Origin of the sequence: Paraburkholderia phenoliruptrix, from assembly GCF_902859825.1 — a bacterium.
In the GTDB taxonomy this organism is placed as follows: domain Bacteria; phylum Pseudomonadota; class Gammaproteobacteria; order Burkholderiales; family Burkholderiaceae; genus Paraburkholderia; species Paraburkholderia phenoliruptrix.
Window position 1 is genome coordinate 236,657 of sequence record NZ_CADIKB010000005.1, and the last position, 18,934, is coordinate 255,590.

The 18,934-nt window shown below is 64.4% G+C and carries 19 protein-coding genes; 11 read left to right on the forward strand and 8 right to left on the reverse strand.

The window, feature by feature from the left end:
* Positions 1–7 precede the first annotated feature (7 nt).
* The 10 genes from HV711_RS08730 (at position 8) to HV711_RS08775 (ending at position 8,463) form a co-directional block, all read left to right on the forward strand.
* Complete coding sequence (locus HV711_RS08730) at positions 8–922, forward strand: LysR family transcriptional regulator (RefSeq protein WP_013588507.1); 915 nt, start codon at positions 8–10, stop codon at positions 920–922.
* Positions 923–1,057: 135 nt separating this feature from the next.
* Positions 1,058–1,903 carry an RNA polymerase sigma factor gene (locus tag HV711_RS08735; RefSeq protein ID WP_035482437.1) on the forward strand — a complete coding sequence of 282 codons (846 nt, stop codon included), beginning with the start codon at positions 1,058–1,060 and terminating at the stop codon, positions 1,901–1,903.
* A complete protein-coding gene (locus HV711_RS08740; protein WP_035482439.1) occupies positions 1,893–3,083 on the forward strand; it encodes an anti-sigma factor family protein in 1,191 nt (396 codons plus the stop codon). The genes HV711_RS08735 and HV711_RS08740 overlap by 11 nt, the downstream gene beginning before the upstream one ends.
* A 191-nt stretch (positions 3,084–3,274) precedes the next feature.
* Positions 3,275–3,649 (forward strand): 30S ribosomal protein S6, encoded by a 375-nt coding sequence (gene rpsF, locus HV711_RS08745; protein WP_006048823.1) that lies wholly within the window; start codon positions 3,275–3,277, stop codon positions 3,647–3,649.
* A 62-nt stretch (positions 3,650–3,711) separates the two neighbouring features.
* Positions 3,712–4,011 (forward strand): primosomal replication protein N, encoded by a 300-nt coding sequence (gene priB / locus HV711_RS08750; RefSeq protein WP_035482440.1) that lies wholly within the window; start codon positions 3,712–3,714, stop codon positions 4,009–4,011.
* Between the two features lie 2 nt (positions 4,012–4,013).
* A complete protein-coding gene (gene rpsR / locus HV711_RS08755; protein WP_013588504.1) occupies positions 4,014–4,289 on the forward strand; it encodes a 30S ribosomal protein S18 in 276 nt (91 codons plus the stop codon).
* Positions 4,290–4,316: 27 nt separating this feature from the next.
* On the forward strand, positions 4,317–4,769 hold the full coding sequence (rplI, locus tag HV711_RS08760; RefSeq protein WP_013339085.1) for a 50S ribosomal protein L9: 453 nt from the start codon (positions 4,317–4,319) through the stop codon (positions 4,767–4,769).
* A 144-nt stretch (positions 4,770–4,913) separates the two neighbouring features.
* Complete coding sequence (locus tag HV711_RS08765) at positions 4,914–6,299, forward strand: replicative DNA helicase (RefSeq protein WP_013339086.1); 1,386 nt, start codon at positions 4,914–4,916, stop codon at positions 6,297–6,299.
* A gap of 527 nt (positions 6,300–6,826) precedes the next feature.
* Complete coding sequence (locus HV711_RS08770) at positions 6,827–7,453, forward strand: DUF47 domain-containing protein (RefSeq protein ID WP_013588503.1); 627 nt, start codon at positions 6,827–6,829, stop codon at positions 7,451–7,453.
* Positions 7,453–8,463 carry an inorganic phosphate transporter gene (locus HV711_RS08775; protein WP_013588502.1) on the forward strand — a complete coding sequence of 337 codons (1,011 nt, stop codon included), beginning with the start codon at positions 7,453–7,455 and terminating at the stop codon, positions 8,461–8,463. The genes HV711_RS08770 and HV711_RS08775 overlap by 1 nt, the downstream gene beginning before the upstream one ends.
* A 121-nt stretch (positions 8,464–8,584) precedes the next feature.
* Here the strand turns inward: HV711_RS08775 and HV711_RS08780 are convergent, their stop codons facing one another.
* A complete protein-coding gene (locus HV711_RS08780) occupies positions 8,585–9,391 on the reverse strand; it encodes an SDR family oxidoreductase (protein WP_035482441.1) in 807 nt (268 codons plus the stop codon).
* Positions 9,392–9,681: 290 nt separating this feature from the next.
* Here HV711_RS08780 and rfaE1 point away from each other — a divergent pair, with 290 nt between their 5' ends.
* On the forward strand, positions 9,682–10,608 hold the full coding sequence (rfaE1, locus tag HV711_RS08785) for a D-glycero-beta-D-manno-heptose-7-phosphate kinase (protein WP_013588500.1): 927 nt from the start codon (positions 9,682–9,684) through the stop codon (positions 10,606–10,608).
* Positions 10,609–10,678: 70 nt separating this feature from the next.
* On the opposite strand, the gene HV711_RS08790 is transcribed toward rfaE1, so the two are convergent.
* The 7 genes from HV711_RS08790 to HV711_RS08820 form a co-directional block, all read right to left on the reverse strand.
* Complete coding sequence (locus HV711_RS08790; RefSeq protein WP_035482443.1) at positions 10,679–11,917, reverse strand: NlpC/P60 family protein; 1,239 nt, start codon at positions 11,915–11,917, stop codon at positions 10,679–10,681.
* Between the two features lie 214 nt (positions 11,918–12,131).
* A complete protein-coding gene (locus HV711_RS08795; RefSeq protein ID WP_035482445.1) occupies positions 12,132–13,997 on the reverse strand; it encodes a PhoH family protein in 1,866 nt (621 codons plus the stop codon).
* 355 nt (positions 13,998–14,352) lie between these two features.
* Complete coding sequence (locus HV711_RS08800; protein WP_035482448.1) at positions 14,353–14,814, reverse strand: peroxiredoxin; 462 nt, start codon at positions 14,812–14,814, stop codon at positions 14,353–14,355.
* Positions 14,815–15,002: 188 nt separating this feature from the next.
* Entirely contained in the window at positions 15,003–15,896 is an 894-nt protein-coding gene (locus HV711_RS08805; protein WP_035482450.1) for a polysaccharide deacetylase family protein, read from the reverse strand.
* A gap of 10 nt (positions 15,897–15,906) precedes the next feature.
* The gene (locus tag HV711_RS08810; protein WP_013588495.1) at positions 15,907–16,953 is read right to left on the reverse strand and encodes a bifunctional UDP-4-keto-pentose/UDP-xylose synthase; all 1,047 of its coding nucleotides are present in this window, start codon (positions 16,951–16,953) and stop codon (positions 15,907–15,909) included.
* A complete protein-coding gene (locus tag HV711_RS08815; protein WP_035482453.1) occupies positions 16,950–17,885 on the reverse strand; it encodes a formyltransferase in 936 nt (311 codons plus the stop codon). Before HV711_RS08815 ends, HV711_RS08810 begins: the two co-directional genes overlap by 4 nt.
* Positions 17,882–18,934 (reverse strand): glycosyltransferase, encoded by a 1,053-nt coding sequence (locus HV711_RS08820; protein ID WP_035482456.1) that lies wholly within the window; start codon positions 18,932–18,934, stop codon positions 17,882–17,884. Before HV711_RS08820 ends, HV711_RS08815 begins: the two co-directional genes overlap by 4 nt.

Consider the following 18,934-nt stretch of genomic DNA (forward strand, 5'->3'; position numbering starts at 1 on the left):
GACAGGCATGGACCGCTTCAAGCAGATCGAAACCTTCGTGCGTGTCGCGGACGCGGGCAGCCTCGCGGCTGCAGCGCTCGAGGAGGGCGTCTCGCCGGTGATTCTCGGGCGGCGCATCGACGCGCTCGAAAAGCGTCTCGGCGTGAAGCTCATGTACCGCTCGACGCGGCGGCTCGTGGTCAGCGAGGACGGCGCCGCGTTTCTCGAGCGCTGCCGGGGCTTGCTGACCGAATGGGACCAGGCGGAGAACGAACTGAGTGCCGGGCGCCGGGCGGTGAACGGTCACCTGATCGTCTCGGCGCCGGCCGCGTTCGGCCGCAAGCACGTCGCGCCGCTCGCGCCCGCGTTTCTCGCCGACAAGCCGGAATTGCAGGTGTCCTTCAACCTGACCGACCGGGTCGTCGATCTGGTGCGCGAGGGCTATGACCTGTCGATTCGCATCGGCGGCGCGGTCGATCCCAACTTCGTCGCCGTGAAACTGGCCTCGAACCGCCGTGTGGTCTGCGGCACACCCGAGTATTTCCGCCAGCACGGCAAGCCGAAAACGCTCGAAGACCTGCCGCGGCACAACTGCCTCGCGTTTAACCTGCAAGGCGGCCAGAACCGCGGCTGGTATTTCCGCCGCAACGGCAAGCTCGTCACGGTGCGGGTGGGCGGCACGCTCGACTGCAACGACGGCGAGCTGCTGCACCGCTGGGTGTCCGAGGGGCTCGGGCTCGGCTGGCGCTCCACGTGGGAGATCCAGCAGCAGCTCGCGCGCGGCGAACTGGAAACGGTGCTCGACGAGTTCGCGCTGCCCGACTACGACATCCTCGCCGTCTATCCACAGCAGCGTTACGTGCCGGCCAAGGTGCGCTATTTCATCGACTATCTGAAGGAAATTTACGCGAGCGAAGACTATTGGAACCAGCCTGCGTATTAGCGCGCGGGCCGTTGCCGGGCTTTTTTTGCAAACGGCGCGCGGCGGCGGGAATAAACTCGGCGCATGGCCGGTTATGCGAGGTGAAGCCTGACGACGAACCGCGCTGCATAGCCGCACATGCCCTGGAGGGCCGAGGTGGTCCAGACCGATAGAGACGCCGATTCCGACGCTGCGCGAAGCCGCCGCTTCCAGCAGCTCGCGCTGCCGCATCTCGACGCGGCCTACAACCTCGCGCGCTGGCTGTGCGGCAATCCGAACGATGCCGACGATGTCGTGCAGGAAGCGTTTATGCGCGCATTCCGCTTTTTCGACACCTTCCGCGGCGATTCGGCGCGGCCGTGGCTGCTCGCGATCGTGCGCCGGACCTGGTACACCGAATGGCGGCGGCGGGCGTCGTCGCATGAAACCGTGGAGTTCGACGACACGATGGACGACGCGACCTTCGACGGCTGGAGCGCGGGCGGCGCCGACCCGCAGGCGCTGCTCATCCGCGACGAGGACACGAAGCGGGTGCACGAGGCGCTTGCGCTGCTGCCTGTCGAGTATCGCGAAGTGCTGATCCTGCGCGAGCTGGAAGAGATGGGCTATCGCGAAATCGCTCAGGTGGCGGATGTGCCGATCGGCACGGTCATGTCCCGGCTCGCCCGCGGGCGCCGCAAGCTGGCAGCCTTGCTGACGGACTCCGGCGACGGTCTGGCGGAAGCGGCGCGGGATCCGGCGTACCGGGGCATGGCTGCGAAGTTCTCGCCTCAATCGGGCGGTGCGGGCGCCGGCTTGCCGGGCGCCGCGTCCATGCCGGCCTCCGGGGCGGCCGCCGGCCCAAGTTCTTCAGACGACGAAAACGGCGCCGCGCAGGCATGCCGTTGCGCTACGCCGACGGCTTCCGTGACGCCGCTGCGGGCCGTCGCCAACGCCCGTTCGTTGACCCACCGCGGCGGTGCAACCGCCGGCAACGCTCAGGAGACGCCAGATGGACTGTAACGAAGCGCGGCCGCTCCTCGATGCGAACGCCGATCACGAATTGCCCGCGCCGGATGCGCGGCGCGTAGAGCAGCATATCGAGCGCTGCGCGGCCTGCCGGCGCGAAAGCGACACGCTTCGGACGATGAGCCGCGCGCTGCGGGCGGCGCCTTATCATCGCGCGCCGGAGTCGTTGCGCTTGCGCATTCTGGCGGGTTTGCCGCAGACACAAGGCGCGGCGCGGGAGGCGCCGGAGGCCGTGCCGGCGAGCGCGCGGGCGGGCGTCGACGGAGCCGCAGCGCAGACTGCTTCAGACGCAGCGGCGGGCATGGGAATGCGGGCAGGCGTCGAGGAAGGCGCGGCGCAGACGGCGTCGGATGCAGTGACGAGTGCGCGAGAAGGCGAGGGCGCCGACGCGGCTCGCGTGCGAGCTGCGGCATCGCAGGCCGAGGCTCCGGCCGCAGCCGTTGCTGCTGCGGCGCAAGAGCCCGGCCGTAACGCACGACTGTCCTCGCATAGGCGGCCGGGCTGGTTTCGCGGCTGGGTCGATCGCCTGTTCGGCGGCCGCGCGGCGCACGTCGGGCACGGCGGGCAAGGCGGGCAAGGCGGCCTTGCCGCGCCTTCGGCAGGCGGCGGGACGGGCGCGCCGCCCGCCTCGGGCTGGCTCGCGCCGCTCGTCGTCGCGCTGTGCGCGGTGGGCGTCGCGCTCACGCTGAATCTGCGGCGGCCGGCGGAGTTCGCGCCATTCGCCGACGAACTCGTGGCGAGCCACGTGCGCGCCCAGGTGTCCGGGCGCGACATCGACGTGATTTCGACGGACCGGCATACCGTCAAGCCGTGGTTCAACGGCCGGCTCGACTATTCGCCGCCCGTCGAGGATCTGGCGGCGAGCGGCTTCGCGCTCGAAGGCGGCCGGCTCGACTACCTCGCGCATCGACGGGTCGCCGTGCTGGTTTACCGCTACCGCAAGCACGTGATCGACGTCTACGTGTTCCCGCAGACCGCGGGCAGCGCGGCGAACGGCGCGGACAGCGGCGCGCCGTCGACGCTCGCCCGGGAAGGCTACTCGCTCGCTCACTGGGACGCCGAGGGCATGACCTGGTGGGCGATCACGGACGCCGCGCCCGACGCGCTCAGCGGCCTCGAAGCCGCGCTGAAGGCGCGCCTCGCGGGCGCGAGCGGCCGCACCGAGAACGGCTGAGCCGTCGCGCGGAGCGCTCGCCGGCGGCGCTCCGCGTGCTAAATGATTGAAAACACGCCTGAATCGCCTGCCGGCGCGAGGTAATGCCTTGCAACCCGGCCCCAACCGGGCTACAATCTTCGGCTTCTCACTTGCCGCACCGGTTCGACGCCCGGGTGGCTTCTATCCAAAAGTCAGCACAAGGAGTGTGTATGCGTCATTATGAAATCGTCTTTATCGTGCACCCCGATCAGAGCGAGCAGGTGCCCGCCATGATCGAGCGTTACAAGAGCACGATCACGTCGCACGGTGGCCAGATCCACCGTATCGAAGACTGGGGCCGTCGCCAACTGGCCTACATGATCGAGAAACTCGCGAAGGCTCACTACGTCTGCATGAACATCGAATGCGACCAGACCACGCTCGACGAGCTGGAACATGCGTTCAAGTTCAACGACGCCGTTCTGCGTCACCTCATCGTCAAGATGAAGAAGGCCGAAACCGGCCCGTCGCCGATGATGAAGGAAGTGCAGCGCGAAGAAGCCAAGAAGTCGGCTGCTACGCAACCGTCCGAAGCGCAGGCTTAAGACACATTATTTAAGCTACCAGACCGAAGCGCGCCGCTTTTTGCCAACAGGTACAAGGCTACATGAACCGGCTGCAGCTCACGGCCAGCGTCGTCGAACGCGAACCGGTGCGGTACACACCCGCCGGCGTTCCGATTGCCGGCTGCACGTTGCAGCACCGCACGGAAGTCGTCGAAGCCGGTACTGCCCGGCAAGTCGAACTGACCATGCAGGCGGTAGCCGCAGGCGAGGCGAGCGGTAAGCTGGAAAGCTGTCCGATGGGCGTGGAAACGCTCTTCACAGGCTTTCTGGCGAAAAAGCACCGCAACGCGAGAACTCTGGTATTTCACATCACAGCATTGCAGGACATTGGAAAGGACTGAACATGCCCCGCCCGACTGGTAAGAAATTCGACAAGCGTCGTCAGCAACAAAATCCGCTCTTCAAGCGCAAGAAGTTCTGCCGTTTCACGGCCGCTGGCGTCGAGTACATCGACTACAAGGACATCGAAACGCTGAAGGACTTCATCGGCGAAAACGGCAAGATCACGCCAGCGCGTCTCACGGGTACGAAGGCGCACTATCAACGCCAGCTGGACACGGCTATCAAGCGCGCGCGTTTCCTCGCGCTGGTGCCGTACACCGACCAGCACAAGGCCTAACCCGACGACGCGATAAGGAGCATCCGAATGCAAATCATTCTTCTGGAAAAAGTCGTCAATCTGGGTAACCTGGGCGACATCGTGAAGGTCAAGGACGGTTACGCACGTAACTTCCTGATCCCGAACAAGCAGGCTCGCCGTGCCACGAAGGAAGCGCTGGCTGAATTCGAAGTCCGCCGCGCCGAACTCGAAAAGATCGCCGCTGAAAAGCTGGCGGCCGCTCAGGCTCAAGGCGAAAAGCTGGCAGGCTCGACGGTTCAGATCGGCCAGAAGGCCGGCGTCGACGGCCGTCTGTTCGGCTCCGTCACGAACGCTGACATCGCTGAAGCACTGGGCAAGCAAGGCTTCGCAGTGGAAAAGGCGCAAGTGCGTCTGCCGGAAGGCCCGCTGAAGATGGTCGGCGACCACCCGGTTCAGGTTTCGCTGCACACCGACGTCGTTGTCGACGTGACGGTGTCGGTGCTGGGCGAGCACGTTTAAGCGGCTGCGTCGAGCATCCGATAATATCGGCCAGGAAGGTGCTGGCTGGAGGCAGGGGCCGGGCAACCGGCCCCTGTTTTTTTGTGTCCGTCAATGGGTTTTCCCGCTCGCCCTGGCCGCCCGATTACCCGATAATTCGTTTCCATGAACGCACCGTCCAAAGATCCCCAACTCGAGTCGCTGAAAGTCCCGCCGCATTCGATCGAGGCCGAGCAATCGGTGCTGGGCGGCCTGCTGCTGGACAATGCCGCGTGGGACCGCATCGCCGACTTTCTGTCGCAAAGCGACTTCTATCGCTACGATCACCGCATCATCTTCGAACACATCGGCAAGCTGATCGCGGCCACCCGTCCTGCCGACGTCATCACCGTGTACGAAGCGCTCGGCACCTCGGGCAAAGCGGAAGAGGTGGGCGGCCTGGCGTATCTGAACGCGCTCGCGCAAAACACACCGAGCGCGGCGAACATCCGGCGTTATGCCGAAATCGTGCGCGACCGCGCCGTGCTGCGCCGGCTGGTGTCTGTCGCCGATGAAATTTCCGCGGACGCCTTCAACCCGCAAGGCAAGGAAGTCCGGCAACTGCTGGACGAAGCGGAGTCGAAGGTGTTTTCGATTGCGGAAGACGGCGCGCGCGGCACGCAAGGTTTTCTCGAAATCGGGCCGCTGCTCACGGAAGTGGTGGAGCGGATCGATACGCTTTACCACACGGCCAATCCGAGCGACGTGACGGGCACGCCGACGGGCTTCGTCGATCTCGACCGCATGACTTCGGGCATGCACGGCGGCGAGCTGATTATCGTGGCAGGGCGTCCGTCGATGGGTAAGACAGCGTTCTCGATGAATATCGGCGAATACGTTGCGGTCGAGTATGGGCTGCCGGTCGCGGTGTTTTCCATGGAAATGCCGGGCTCCCAGCTCACCATGCGTATGCTCGGCTCTGTCGGGCGCCTCGATCAACACCGCATGCGAACCGGGCGGCTGACCGACGAGGATTGGCCGAAGCTCACGCACGCGGTGCAGAAAATGAGCGAGGCGCAGATTTTCATCGACGAAACCGGCGGTCTCAATCCGATGGAATTGCGCTCGCGCGCGCGGCGGCTCTCGCGCCAGTGCGGCAAGCTCGGGCTCATCATCATCGACTATTTGCAGCTGATGAGCGGCTCGTCGGCGGGCGAAAACCGGGCCACCGAAATTTCGGAAATCTCGCGTTCGCTCAAAGGTCTCGCGAAGGAACTGGACGTGCCGGTCATTGCCCTGTCGCAGCTGAATCGCGGCCTCGAGCAACGTCCGAACAAGCGCCCGATCATGTCGGACCTGCGCGAATCCGGCGCTATCGAGCAGGATGCCGACGTCATTCTCTTTATTTACCGCGACGAAGTGTATAACCCCGACAGCCCGGACAAAGGCACGGCGGAAATTATCATCGGCAAGCAGCGGAATGGTCCGATCGGACCGGTTCGGCTCACGTTCCACGGCCAATATACGAAGTTCGACAACTTCGCCGGCGCGCAGAATTTCTACGGCGAGTGACGCCGGTTTGACGGAACCGGCGTCTTGAGCGCGCTTCATTTCAGAGACGACATCCTCCAATTTTGCCGTCGGGCCATGCAAATGCAGTCCGCGCAACTTCAGAACCTTGCCTGAGGTGAGGGCCCATGCGCCAAAGTAACAGCCGCTTTCGCGCGTGGAGTTGAACGAACCGCGCACGCGGTCCTAAAAGAGGATCGAGGCGTTCGTGCGGAAAAGCGTAGCTGAACAGCCCAGTCACGGCAACGAGCGGCCCTCGTGCCGAACGCGAAGCCGCGACGATAGGCGCACGGTCCATCGCTCAGCGCCGCCATCTGCGTGCGGGCGGTGTTCGATCAACAACACTGGCCCGCTCGCACGGCCATTTCCGATAGAATCGCGGCTTGTCACAAAGGCGTCACGGTGACGTTGGCCATCGATCCAGTATGCCGGCAGCTTTCTCGCTGCCCGGTTGCTGCCTGATCGGCGGTCTCGCGAAGATTCCGTAAACGATTGATTTTGCTGCAAACATGCAGCGTATCGGAAACCATATGTTCGGTCGATTCATGCCCACCGAGGGCAAGTTTTTTGATATTTTCAACGCGCACGCACAGTGCATCGTCTCGGCGAGCCGCGAACTTGAGCTGCTGATCGACAATCTGCACGACGCAGAGACCCACAAGCAAAACGTGCAAAAGGCCGAAAAGGCTGCAGACAAGCTCACGCACGAAACCATCGACCTGCTGCACAAGACCTTCATCACGCCGCTCGACCGCGACGAAATCCACAAGCTGATCACCACGATGGACGACATCCTCGATCTGATGGAGGACGTCGCCACGGCCATTTCCCTTTACGACGTCCAGTCGGTGACCTCCGAGGCAAGCCAGCTCGCGCACATCTGCACGGCCACCTGCGAACGCGTGCAGTTTGCCGTCAGCCTGCTGTCCGACATGAAGCAGGCGAGCCAGATCCTCAAGGCCTGCGAGGAAATCGACCGGCTCGAATCCGAAGCAGACCGCGTGCTGCGCGCGGCCATGTCCAAGCTGTTTCGCGAGGAGGACAACGTCAAGACTCTCATCAAGCTGAAAGCGATTTACGAATTGCTCGAAACGATCACGGACAAGTGTGAAGACGTAGCGAACATCATCGAAGGCATCGTGCTGGAAAACGCATAATGCAATCGATACAACTTGCTATCTGGGTGGTCGCGGGTCTCGTCGCCGTCGCGCTGATTTTCGACTTCATGAACGGCTTTCACGACGCGGCCAACTCGATCGCGACCGTGGTGTCGACGGGCGTGCTGAAGCCGCAACAGGCCGTGGCGTTCGCGGCGGCGTTCAACGTGATCGCGTACTTCGTGTTTCACCTGAAGGTGGCCGCGACGGTGGGCAAGGGCACGATCGACCCCGGAATTGTCGACCACTACGTGATTTTCGGCGCGCTGGTGGGCGCGATCGGCTGGAATGTCATCACGTGGCATTACGGCATTCCGTCGAGTTCGTCGCACGCGCTGATCGGCGGGCTGGTCGGCTCGGCGCTCGCCAAGTCGGGCTGGGGCTCCCTCAATTTCGACGGGCTGATGAAGACGGTCACCTTCATTTTCGTCTCGCCGCTGCTCGGTTTCGTGCTCGGCTCGTTTTTCATGCTCGCCGTGTCGTGGATCTATTTCCGCACGCCGCCGAGCAAGGTGGACCGGCGCTTCAGGCGCCTGCAGCTGCTGTCCGCCGGTCTGTACAGTCTGGGCCACGGCGGCAACGACGCGCAGAAAACCATCGGCATTATCTGGATGCTGCTGATCGCAACGGGCTATGCGTCGTCGATCGCTGACGCGCCGCCGCTGTGGGTTATTGGTGGCTGCTATCTGTCGATGGGGGTCGGAACTTTGTTCGGCGGCTGGCGAATCGTCCGCACCATGGGTCAGAAAATTACCAAGCTGAAGCCGGTCGGCGGTTTTTGTGCGGAATCGGGCGGGGCGATCACGCTTTTCACCGCTTCCTGGCTCGGCATTCCAGTGTCGACCACCCATACGATCACCGGTGCGATCGTCGGCGTCGGCGCGACGCAGAAGCTGAGCGCCGTTCGCTGGGGCGTGGCGGGCAACATCGTGTGGGCCTGGATTCTGACGATCCCGGCGTCTGCGGCGCTCGCCGCTGCCGCCTGGTGGCTGGGCCACCGTTTCCTGTAATTTGCTGTAGGTCTCGCGGGTTTTACTTAGGCACCCCATGCCGGGCGGACGGTAAGGATCACCGTCCGCCGCGCCGATGCAACGCCCGTACCCGCGCCGTGGCGTCAAGCCGGCCAGCGCGCTAGATCAACGGCGCGCTCCCGCCATCCATTGGGATGATCGCGCCGGTCACATAGCTCGCGCGGCGGCTCGCCAGAAACAGCGCGACATTCGCAATCTCGTCCGGATCGGCGTAACGCCCGAGCGGCACCTTGGCCTGCCCGCGCGCCAGCGCCTCTGCACGCTCGATGCCTTGCTGCGCGGCCTCGAGCCCGACCGCTTCTTCGACGCGCTCGGTCAGCGTCGCGCCCGGATTGATCGCGTTGATCCGGATGCCGTAACGCGCGTAGTAGTGCGCAAGCCCGACTGTGGCGAGCATCAGCGCGGCATTTGCGGCGCCGCCGGCAATATGGATATCGCTCGCCACCTTGCCGCCCATGCCGATGATATTCACGATCGTGCCCGGCTCGCCGCCGTCGCCTCGTTTGGCGCGCTCGGCCATGCGGCGCAGCACTTCCTGCTGCGGGTAGATGTACGGGAAATACTTGGCTTCCATCGTGGCGCGAAAGGCGTCGGCATCGAGCGTTTCCGGATCGTAGCGGCGCGCGGCGCCGGCGCTGTTGATGAGCACGTCGATCGGACCCACCGCTGAACTGACTTCCTCCACGATGTCGGCGGCGCTGTGCGGCTCATGCAGGTCGGCGCGCGTGCGATGCACGTGCAGATCCTCCTGCTTCAGCTGTTCGTAAGCACGCGCGAGGTTTGCCGGATCGCGCGAGACGATCGCAACCTTTGCCCCCTCCAGCGCGAAAGCCCGGGCGCACGCAAAGCCAATGCCCTTGCTGCCGCCCGTGATCAGCACCACTTTTTCTTTCAGCCCGAGATCCATTGTCGTCACCCGCTTCGGAAGAATACCGGTGACGATAGCAGATCGGCGGCGCCCGCGTCATGGACGAGCTGCGCTTCCACGGATCATTCGTAGACACGTCAATCGGACGAATCCAATTGGTTGCCGATCGTTGCGCCAGAACGTCAACCGGCGTCCAGGGCGCCATCTCATTTGTGACAATGTGTGCGCTTTTCGCTGTCAGATTTATCAGTATGACGAAGTAATTTTGCGACGCGGTCGTCGCGGATATTTCTGTAGCGCCAACACCCCTTTCCTGAAGGAGTCGCAAATTGAGTCTGGACTGCTCATCGGCGTCGGTCATCGTTGCAGGTGACGTGATGCTGGATCGCTACTGGTTTGGAGACAGCACGCGCATTTCGCCCGAGGCGCCGGTGCCTGTGGTTCGCGTCCAGCGTACCGGGGATGTGGCGGGCGGCGCGGCCAATGTGGCCATCAACGCGGTGAACCTGGGCGCGCACGTGTCGCTGCTGTCGGTAGTCGGCGACGATCAGGACGGCCGCGCCTTGCAGGCATTGCTCGAGTCGCGCAACGTTCGCTGCACGTTTTTGCGCGATGCGGCGCTGCAGACCACCGTCAAGCTGCGAGTCATTTCGCGCAACCAGCAGATCGTGCGCGCCGATTTCGAACAGCGGCCGAACCACGAGTTGCTGTTTCCGCTCGTCGCCCAGTTCCGCGAGAAGTTGAAAGCCTGCAAGACCGTGGTGTTTTCGGATTACGGCAAGGGCGGTCTCGCGCATCTGCGGCTGATGATGTCCGACGCAACTTCGGCCGGGGCGGCCATTCTGGTCGATCCCAAAGGACCGGACTACTCGATCTATCGCGGCGCAACCGTGGTAACGCCGAACCGCGACGAATTTGCGCAGGCGGCTGGCAAGTGGACCAGCGAGGCCGACTTCGAGCGCCGGGCGTTCGGGCTGCGCGACAGGTTCGAACTGGCCGCCTTGCTCGTCACGCGCTCTGAGGAGGGCATGAGCCTTTTTGTCGAACATCGGCATATCCGCATTGCCGCACAGGCACGCGAAGTCTACGACGTGTCTGGGGCCGGCGACACCGTGATCGCCACCATGGCGTCCGCGCTGGCGGCGGGCCACGACGTCGAAAGCGCCGCGCGGCTTGCCAACGTGGCGGCCGGTATCGTGGTCGGGAAAATCGGCACGGCGCCTATTACGCTGGATGAGCTCAACCAGCGCGTCTGAATGGCTCGACTGCGACGGCAAGATGCCGCTTACTAATGCGTCGAGGCGTACCGGCCGTTTCAACGCGTGCCTAGAAGTTGCCGTTGGCGAAACGGGCGATCGGGTCGTCGGTGGTCTGGGAGGGGGCGGGCATGCCTCGCGAGGCCGTCGAGGCGCGCATGATCTGCACCGCGCCGTCGTCGGCGCGGGCCGCGTCCGCCTGCTGTGTCTGTTGCGCTTGTTGCGCAAGCCGTGCCTGGCGGGCGGCGACGGAAGCGGGAGGCGGCGGCTCGAAAGCATCGGCGGCTGCGTCGATCGGGTCGGGCGAGGCGGCGCCTGCTGCTTGCGGGGCGACGCGCGCTGTCGAAGCGGCTTGCGGCGCAGCAGAAGCGCCACTGTCATAGGAATTCGACCGGGCGGCGACCATTGGCGTCGGCGAAACCGCGCCCGCTGCGCGCGCCTGTAGCTGCGCCGCGCTCATGCCAGGCGGTGGCGGTTCGAAGGGATCGGCTTGCGGCGCCCGCGGCGCGGGCGTGGCTGCGAGAGTTGAATCGCTGCTCGCCGCCGCAGCCGACGACGCGCGTGGCTCCGTCGCTGCCGCAACCCGGCTCGGATTTTGTGAGGGCAACGGATTCGCGGCATAGCCCGAAGCCGTCCTGCTCGTGCCCGCGGGTGCACCCGGCGACGCCCCTTGAGCGCCGCCGTACGCAGCCGCCGCGAGTCCCGTCGCGTGCTCCGGCTGCGGCGCCGCCGCCTGATAGCTGGGCGCGTCGAACGGCGCGGGCTTCGCGGCCGGCCCCGCCACGCGACGGATGCCGTCGAAGCGCTTCGCCCAGTACGGGTTGGTCAGATAGTCGAGCCGCACCGTGCCGCCCGTCGACGGCGCATTGACAAAGCGCAGTTTGCCCACGTAGATGCCCACGTGCGAATGCGGCCGGCCCGTCGTATTGAAAAAGATCAGATCGCCGGGCGCGATTTCGTCCGGTTCGACCGATTCGCCGCGTCCGCTCATATCGGCGGTCGTGCGCGGGAGGTTCACCGACGCCGCGCGCGCCACCACGTAGCGAACGAGGCCGCTGCAATCGAAGCCGCTGTCGGGCGTGTTGCCGCCCCAGCGGTAGGGCACGCCGACGAGGCTCATCGCCTGAATGGAGATTTCCTCGCGGCCAATGCTATGGTCCACGAAGTTGGGAAAGCCCGGAGGCGGCGCCCGATACGCGCCGTTTGCCACGACGACGCCGCTTCCCGAGCCGCGCGAGGACTTCTGCGGCGCGCCGGCACAGGCGGCGAGCAGCAGGACGGTCAGCAGCGAAAAGGCGAGTCGACGCATGAAAGGGACAGCGGTAAACGTTCGTTTAAAGGCGGACGATGTCCGGATGGTAGCCGGTGAAACGCGCAAGCGGCAAGAATTCTTGACAAATTACTTGAAGTTCGTGCGCTAAGTGTTGCCGTGGAAAGACGCCGCGGGCATAAAAAAGCCGCGCCCCGAAAACTCGGGGCGCGGCTCGAAGTTCAGCCGGCCATGATCGCCAAAGACCTGATTCTTAAAGGATTTCCGACGCGTAGTCGGCGAGGCGCGAACGCTCGCCACGCGCGAGGGTCACGTGCCCGCTGTGCGCCCAGCCCTTGAAGCGATCCACCACGTACGTCAGACCGGAACTGCCTTCTGTCAGATAAGGCGTGTCGATCTGCGCGATATTGCCAAGACAGATGATCTTCGTGCCCGGGCCCGCGCGCGTGACCAGCGTCTTCATCTGCTTGGGCGTCAGGTTTTGCGCCTCGTCGATGATCAGATACTTGTCCACGAACGTACGGCCGCGCATGAAGTTCATGCTCTTGATTTTCAGGCGCGAGCGGATCAGTTCCTGGGTCGCGGCGCGGCCCCATTCGCCGGCGGCGTCGTCGGTTTTTTGCAGGACCTCGAGGTTGTCGTCGAATGCACCCATCCACGGCTGCATTTTTTCCTCTTCCGTGCCCGGCAGAAAGCCGATGTCTTCGCCGACCGGCACCGTCGCGCGCGTCACGATGATCTCGTTATAGCGCTTGTCGTCGAGCACCTGCGCGAGCCCGGCCGCGAGCGCCACCAGCGTTTTGCCGGTACCGGCCTGGCCGAGCAGCGTCACGAAGTCGATCTCCGGATTCATCAACAGATTCAGCGCGAAATTCTGCTCGCGGTTGCGCGCGGTGATGCCCCACACGTTGTTCTTGTGGTGGCCGTAGTCGCGCAGCGTCTGCAGGAGCGCCGTCTTGCCGTTCAGCTCGCGCACCAGCGCGTGAAACGCGGGCTCGCCGTTCTGCGGCTCCAGATACACGAATTCGTTGACGAGCATGGACGGACACAGCGGGCCGGTCACACGGTAATACGTGGTGCCGGTTTTGGTGTCCTGCCAGCTCTCCATGCCCTTCGCGTGCCGCGTCCAGAAGTCCTGCGGCAGCGCGCGAATGCCCGAATACAGCAGGTCGCTGTCTTCGAGCACCTGGTCGTTAAAGTAGTCTTCGGCGGGCAGGCCGAGCGCATGTGCCTTGATGCGCATGTTGATGTCTTTCGACACCAGCACGACCTGGCGATCCGAACGGTCGCGCTGCAATGCGCGCACCACGCCGAGAATCTGATTGTCGGCTTTGCCTTCCGGCAGGCCTTCGACCGGCTCGATCGCGGTCAGCTTCGTCTGGAAGTAGAGACGCCCCGACGCCTCGCGGCTGCCGAGACGCGCGAGTGAAATGCCGTCCGAGATATTGCCAGCGTTCGCCACCAGCGCGTCGAGCGTGCGGCTCACCTGGCGGGCGTTACGCGCGACTTCCGACATGCCTTTCTTGTGGTTGTCGAGTTCTTCCAACGTCATCATGGGCAGATAGACGTCGTGTTCCTCGAAACGGAACAGGCAGCTCGGGTCGTGCATCAGCACGTTCGTATCGAGCACGAAGAGCTTCTGCATCTCGACCGGCTGCGCGGCCGTGCCGCGCTTTTTGCTTGTGCCGCGCGCAGTGGGCACGGCGGCGGCCGTGGCGGCCGGGGGCGTTTTCGTGCCCGGCTTGCGCGCGACGACCGGCTGCGATTCGGCAACGGGCTCGGCTTGCGGCCGGGTGGCGGGGACCGGCTGCAGCAGTGCAGCGGTTTGCCTCGTCTTGCGCGCGGAGCCCGACGCGCCGCGTGCCTGAGCGGCCGCGCCACCGGCGGCGGACGCCGTGGCGGAAGCCGACGATGCCGGCACCGGTCGCAAGGTGGTCGCGGCATTGGCGGCATGCGCCATGGGCGTGGCGACGTTCGCGCGGCCGTAGTCGGCCGGCTCCGCGGATTCTCCGTCGGCCTGTTTCTTCGCGGCGGAGCGCGCCGGCGTGGCGGCCTTGGCCTTGTATTCGTCAGGGGGCAGGAGATTGCCGAGCTTGCTCGGGGGGGTAGGCAAAGGCATGGTTTCCCTCGGAATAATCGGGTCACATATCGTGCGCCGCCTGTCGCATTCTGCCGGTGCCGATGTTGCGCACGCAGTTTGCGCCCGGAGGCGCGCATTCGGTCTAGAGATGCCGGTTCGCCTGGTCTTCGATCGGCTCCTTAGCGGAAGGCGCGAGCCGAGTGAACGAACGGCTGCGCGCAATTAAAAAAGCCGCCGCCCCGTCGTACGGGGCAAGCGGCTCGCCTACGGTGTTCGTGTTGCGCCTGACGATTTTGACGGACCGGATACCACGACCGACACGACCGTCAGGTCTTGCGCAGCGACGAAAAATTTGGGGTGGACAGGCACTCATTGCAACCCAATATAACGCGCCTCAAAGCGCTTGTACAGCCTCCAGAATTTCGTCCACATGGCCCGGCACCTTGACGCCTCGCCACTGTGCGCGCAGCACGCCGTCGGCGTCGATGAGGAAGGTGGAGCGTTCGATCCCCCGTACTTCTTTGCCATACATTTTCTTCATTTTGATGACGCCGAAGAGGGCGCACAGTTTTTCTTCCGGATCCGAAATCAGCGGAAAGGGCAATTCGAGCTTTGCCTTGAAGTTGTCATGCGAGCGCAGGCTGTCGCGCGACACGCCGAGAATCTCCGCGCCAGCTTTCCTGAACTTCGGATACAGATCGCGGAACTGCAGGCCTTCGGTCGTGCAGCCCGGCGTGTTGTCCTTCGGATAAAAATACAGCACCACCTTCTTACCCCGCAGGTTGGACAGCGTGATCTCGCCTCCGGTAGCGGGAGCGGTGAAGTCGGGGATGGGTTGGTCGACTGCGATGGGCACGAGGTTCTCCGGTTGTTATGGTCGGCGCCGCCGTCTGAATTCGTCGCGGCGGCGCGGGCCTGGCATCGAGACTTGTTGGGGAGGGGCTGCCGGTGCGCGCACGGGCTCGCGCGGCGGCTGGGTCGTCAGGGCCGTTTGCCGGACAGCAAGCCAATGGCCAGCGTCGACCCGGCATGCCGGCCGCCACGTCAGGGTTGGACGATGAGCTCGCCGGAGCGCCCTGGAATTTCGCCCCACGTAACAGGGTACGATGGCAGCGCGCTGCGGTCCAGCGCCGCGTAATAGTCGCCCATGGTTGCGAACGTATGGCCCTGTGCGCGCCAGCCTTGCAGCAACTGTTCGAAGATGGGCGCGAGCTTCTGCCCCTCGAGCTCCGCGTGCAGCGTGAACACCTGATCGTGCGGATTGTTCCCCGTGTGCCTGAGCATGAACGCCGCCACGTTGTGTTCGTCCACACCGTTCACGCCGAGCACTTCGTCGAGCGTGGGGAGCGTCGTCGGAATCTGCACGTGCGCAAGCGTCCTGCCCTCGACGACCGGCAGATACGGCGAATGACCGCGGCCGTCGGACGCGTAGTGCATGCCCCAGGCGTCGATCTGCTCGAACGCGTGGCCGTTCATCTGCCAGCCCGCCGCACCGTGCGTGACGGGCGGCGCGCCGAAAATCTCGACGAAACGGGCATAGCTTTTCTGCATTTGCGCGGCGGTCCACGCGCGGTCTTTCGAGCGCACGTTGTCCTGCCAGTACACGTGGTCCCACGTATGGATGCCGCATTCGAAGCCGGCCTCGTGGATCGCGCGCATTTCCGCCGACGCCTTTGCGCCGATGTCCGGCCCCGGCAGCAGCACGCCGTACATCAGCTGCCTGATCCCATAGTGTTCGACCACGGAGGTGCGCGACACCTTCTTGAGGAAGCCCGGCCGCAGCACACGGCGCATGGCCCAGCCGGTGTGGTCGGGCCCGAGGCTGAAGAGGAAGGTGGCGCGCGCCTTGAAGCGGTCGAAGATGCGCGCGAGATTCGGCACGCCTTCGCGGGTGCCGCGCAGCGTGTCGACGTCGATCTTCAGGACGATACGGGCCAAGGATCAGCCCTTATTGCTGTTCGACGAGCGCGCGCGCTTCCGCGACGTGGCCGCGATACGCTTCGAAGATCTTGCGCAGCGCTTCGTCGAAGGTCGACTTCGGCGCCCAGCCGAGTTCCTGCATCGTGTTGTCGATCTTCGGCACGCGGTTCTGCACGTCCTGATAGCCCGTGCCGTAGTACGCGCCGGAGGACGTCTCGACGAGCTGCACTTTCTTCGCGCTGTCGGCGTATTCGGGGAATTCCGCGGCGAGCGCGAGCATCTTGTGCGCCAGTTCGCGCACCGAGAAGTTGTTCGTCGGATTGCCGATGTTGTAGATCTTGCCCGTTGCGACGCCGTTCTTGTTCTCGATGATCTTCATCAGCGCGCCGATGCCGTCGTCGATGTCCGTGAATGCGCGCTTTTGCGCGCCGCCGTCGACGAGGCTGATGTTCTCGCCGCGCACGATATGGCCGAGGAATTGCGTGACCACGCGCGAGCTGCCTTCCTTCGGCGTATAGATGGAGTCGAGGCCCGGGCCGATCCAGTTAAACGGCCGGAACAGCGTGAAGTTCAGGCCTTCCATGCCGTAGCCCCAGATCACGCGGTCCATCAGTTGCTTCGAGCACGCGTAGATCCAGCGCGGCTTGTTGATCGGGCCGTACGACAGCTGCGATTCTTCCGGATCGAACTGTTCGTCCGTGCACATGCCGTAGACCTCGGAAGTCGACGGAAACACGAGGTGCTTGCCGTACTTCACGGCCGAACGCACGATCGGCAGGTTCGCCTCGAAGTCGAGCTCGAACACGCGCAGCGGCTGCTTGACGTAGGTAGCCGGCGTGGCGATCGCGACCAGCGGCAGGATCACATCGCACTTCCGGATGTGATATTCGACCCACTCCTTGTTGATCGTGATGTCGCCTTCGAAGAAGTGCATCCGCTCGTGGTTGACGAGATCGCCCAGACGTTCCGTCTGCATGTCCATCCCGAAGACTTCCCAGTCGGTCGTTTCGAGAATGCGTTTGGACAGGTGATGGCCGATGAAGCCGTTCACACCCAGGATCAGGACTTTCTTCATAAATGTCGGGGAGTTTGGAGGAACTGGGCGAATTCGGCCGGCGTGACGACGGTTTCGCTGCCGTCGTGCTGATGCCGCAATTCGTGGATCGCGATTGCGCGGCCGTCGCCGCATATCGCAAAAACGGCATTATCGCTTACGTGCAGGCCCGGCGGCAAATCCGAGCGAAGCGCGCCCGGTGTCGCGAGGCGCGCGCGCGCCACCACGAAACGCCGCCCGCCGATGTCGGTAAACGCGCCGGGATAGGGCGGCGCGACTGCGCGAATGAGGTTATAGACCTGTTGCGCCGGCTGCGTCCAGTCGATGCGGCCGTCTTCGGGCTTGCGGCCGCCGTAATAGCTGCCGTGCGACAGATCGTTCGGCAGATGCGGCGCCTCGCCCGCCAGCAGCGCGGGGAGCACGCGCCAGAGCGTCTGCTCGGCGGCCACCGTGACCTTGTCGAATACTTGCGCGGCGGTGTCGTCGGGCAGAATCGGCACCGGCGTTTGCGCGATGATCGCGCCCGCGTCGGGCTTCGCGGCCATTTCATGCAAGGTGGCGCCGGTTTCGGTTTCGCCGTGCAGCACCGCCCAGTTGGTCGGCACGCGGCCGCGGTACTTCGGCAGCAGCGAGCCGTGCATGTTGTAGGCGCCGCGCGCGGCGAGCGCAAGCAGATCGACCGGCAACATGTGACGGTAGTAGAACGAGAAGATGAAGTCCGGGCGCGCCGCGCTGACGGCCGCGCGCAAGTCCGGGCTCGTCGGGTCGGCGGGCGTCACGACGGGAATGCCGTGCTCGGCCGCGACGCTCGCGACGCTGCCGAACCAGATGTTCTCGGTTGGACTGTCTTCGTGCGTGACGACGAGCGCCACGTCCACGCCGCGCGCGAGCAGCACCTGCAGGCAGCGCACGCCGACATTGTGATAGGCGAATACGACGGCACGCGGTTTCATCGGCTGGGTCCTTCGTCGCGCTGATCGGCAACCGGCGCGGGCTGCACCGGCTGCACGACGCTCTGGCGCGGCACGTCGGCCACCGCAGTGCCGTTGCGCTCTTCGAGGATGGTCTGCACCAGATAGCGCGGACGCGCGCGCACCTGCTGATAGATCCGGCCGATATATTCGCCGAGCAGCCCGAGCGCGAAAATGATCACGCCGAGCAGGAAGAACGTAATGGCGAAGAGGGTGAACACACCCTGAACTTCCGCCCCGATGATGAAGCGCCGAATCAGCAGCAGCACGAAGAGCGCCGCCGAACCGAGCGACAGGATCACGCCGATGAACGACAGCCACTGCAGCGGCACGACCGAAAAGCCCGTCACGAGGTCGAAATTCAGGCGGATCAGCGAATAGAGCGAGTACTTCGATTCGCCGGCAAAGCGCTCTTCATGAGCGACCTCGATCTCGACCGGATTCTGCGCGAACGTGTAGGCGAGCGCTGGAATGAAAGTGTTGATCTCGCCGCAGCGGTTGATCGTGTCGATGATGTGCCGGCTGTACGCGCGCAGCATGCAGCCCTGGTCGGTCATCTTGATGCGGGTGATGCGCTCGCGCAGCCGGTTCATCGCGCGCGACGCCTTGCGGCGCCACAGGCTGTCCTGGCGTTGCAGGCGGATCGTGCCGACGTAGTCGAAGCCTTCGCGCATCTTGTTGACCAGCTTGCCGATCTCTTCCGGCGGATTCTGCAGGTCGGCGTCGAGCGTAATGACGATTTCGCCGCGCGACTGCTCGAAGCCCGCGAGAATCGCCATGTGCTGCCCATAGTTGCCGTTCAGCAGAATCACGCGCGTCGTGTCGGGGCGCGCGCGGAACTGCTTGGCGAGCAGCGCGGCGGACTTGTCGCGGCTGCCGTCGTTGATGAAGATCACTTCATAAGACGTGCCGAGCGCGTCGAGCGCCGGGTAAAGACGCGCGAAAAGCGCTGCCAGCCCGGCTTCCTCGTTGTACACCGGAATGATGATCGACACTTCCGGCGTGACGGCGCGTTGTTCCGTATAAATCAT

What these genes read in the sequence shown, in the direction of transcription:
- HV711_RS08730 (WP_013588507.1), top strand. Translation starts at nt 8, where the DNA reads ATGGACCGCTTCAAGCAGATCGAAACCTTCGTGCGTGTCGCGGACGCG.
- HV711_RS08740 (WP_035482439.1), top strand. Translation starts at nt 1,893, where the DNA reads ATGGACTGTAACGAAGCGCGGCCGCTCCTCGATGCGAACGCCGATCAC.
- rpsF (WP_006048823.1), top strand. Translation starts at nt 3,275, where the DNA reads ATGCGTCATTATGAAATCGTCTTTATCGTGCACCCCGATCAGAGCGAG.
- priB (WP_035482440.1), top strand. Translation starts at nt 3,712, where the DNA reads ATGAACCGGCTGCAGCTCACGGCCAGCGTCGTCGAACGCGAACCGGTG.
- rpsR (WP_013588504.1), top strand. Translation starts at nt 4,014, where the DNA reads ATGCCCCGCCCGACTGGTAAGAAATTCGACAAGCGTCGTCAGCAACAA.
- rplI (WP_013339085.1), top strand. Translation starts at nt 4,317, where the DNA reads ATGCAAATCATTCTTCTGGAAAAAGTCGTCAATCTGGGTAACCTGGGC.
- HV711_RS08765 (WP_013339086.1), top strand. Translation starts at nt 4,914, where the DNA reads ATGAACGCACCGTCCAAAGATCCCCAACTCGAGTCGCTGAAAGTCCCG.
- HV711_RS08770 (WP_013588503.1), top strand. Translation starts at nt 6,827, where the DNA reads ATGTTCGGTCGATTCATGCCCACCGAGGGCAAGTTTTTTGATATTTTC.
- HV711_RS08775 (WP_013588502.1), top strand. Translation starts at nt 7,453, where the DNA reads ATGCAATCGATACAACTTGCTATCTGGGTGGTCGCGGGTCTCGTCGCC.
- HV711_RS08780 (WP_035482441.1), bottom strand. Translation starts at nt 9,391, where the DNA reads ATGGATCTCGGGCTGAAAGAAAAAGTGGTGCTGATCACGGGCGGCAGC.
- HV711_RS08790 (WP_035482443.1), bottom strand. Translation starts at nt 11,917, where the DNA reads ATGCGTCGACTCGCCTTTTCGCTGCTGACCGTCCTGCTGCTCGCCGCC.
- HV711_RS08795 (WP_035482445.1), bottom strand. Translation starts at nt 13,997, where the DNA reads ATGCCTTTGCCTACCCCCCCGAGCAAGCTCGGCAATCTCCTGCCCCCT.
- HV711_RS08810 (WP_013588495.1), bottom strand. Translation starts at nt 16,953, where the DNA reads ATGAAGAAAGTCCTGATCCTGGGTGTGAACGGCTTCATCGGCCATCAC.
- HV711_RS08815 (WP_035482453.1), bottom strand. Translation starts at nt 17,885, where the DNA reads ATGAAACCGCGTGCCGTCGTATTCGCCTATCACAATGTCGGCGTGCGC.
- HV711_RS08820 (WP_035482456.1), bottom strand. Translation starts at nt 18,934, where the DNA reads ATGATTTATACGGAACAACGCGCCGTCACGCCGGAAGTGTCGATCATC.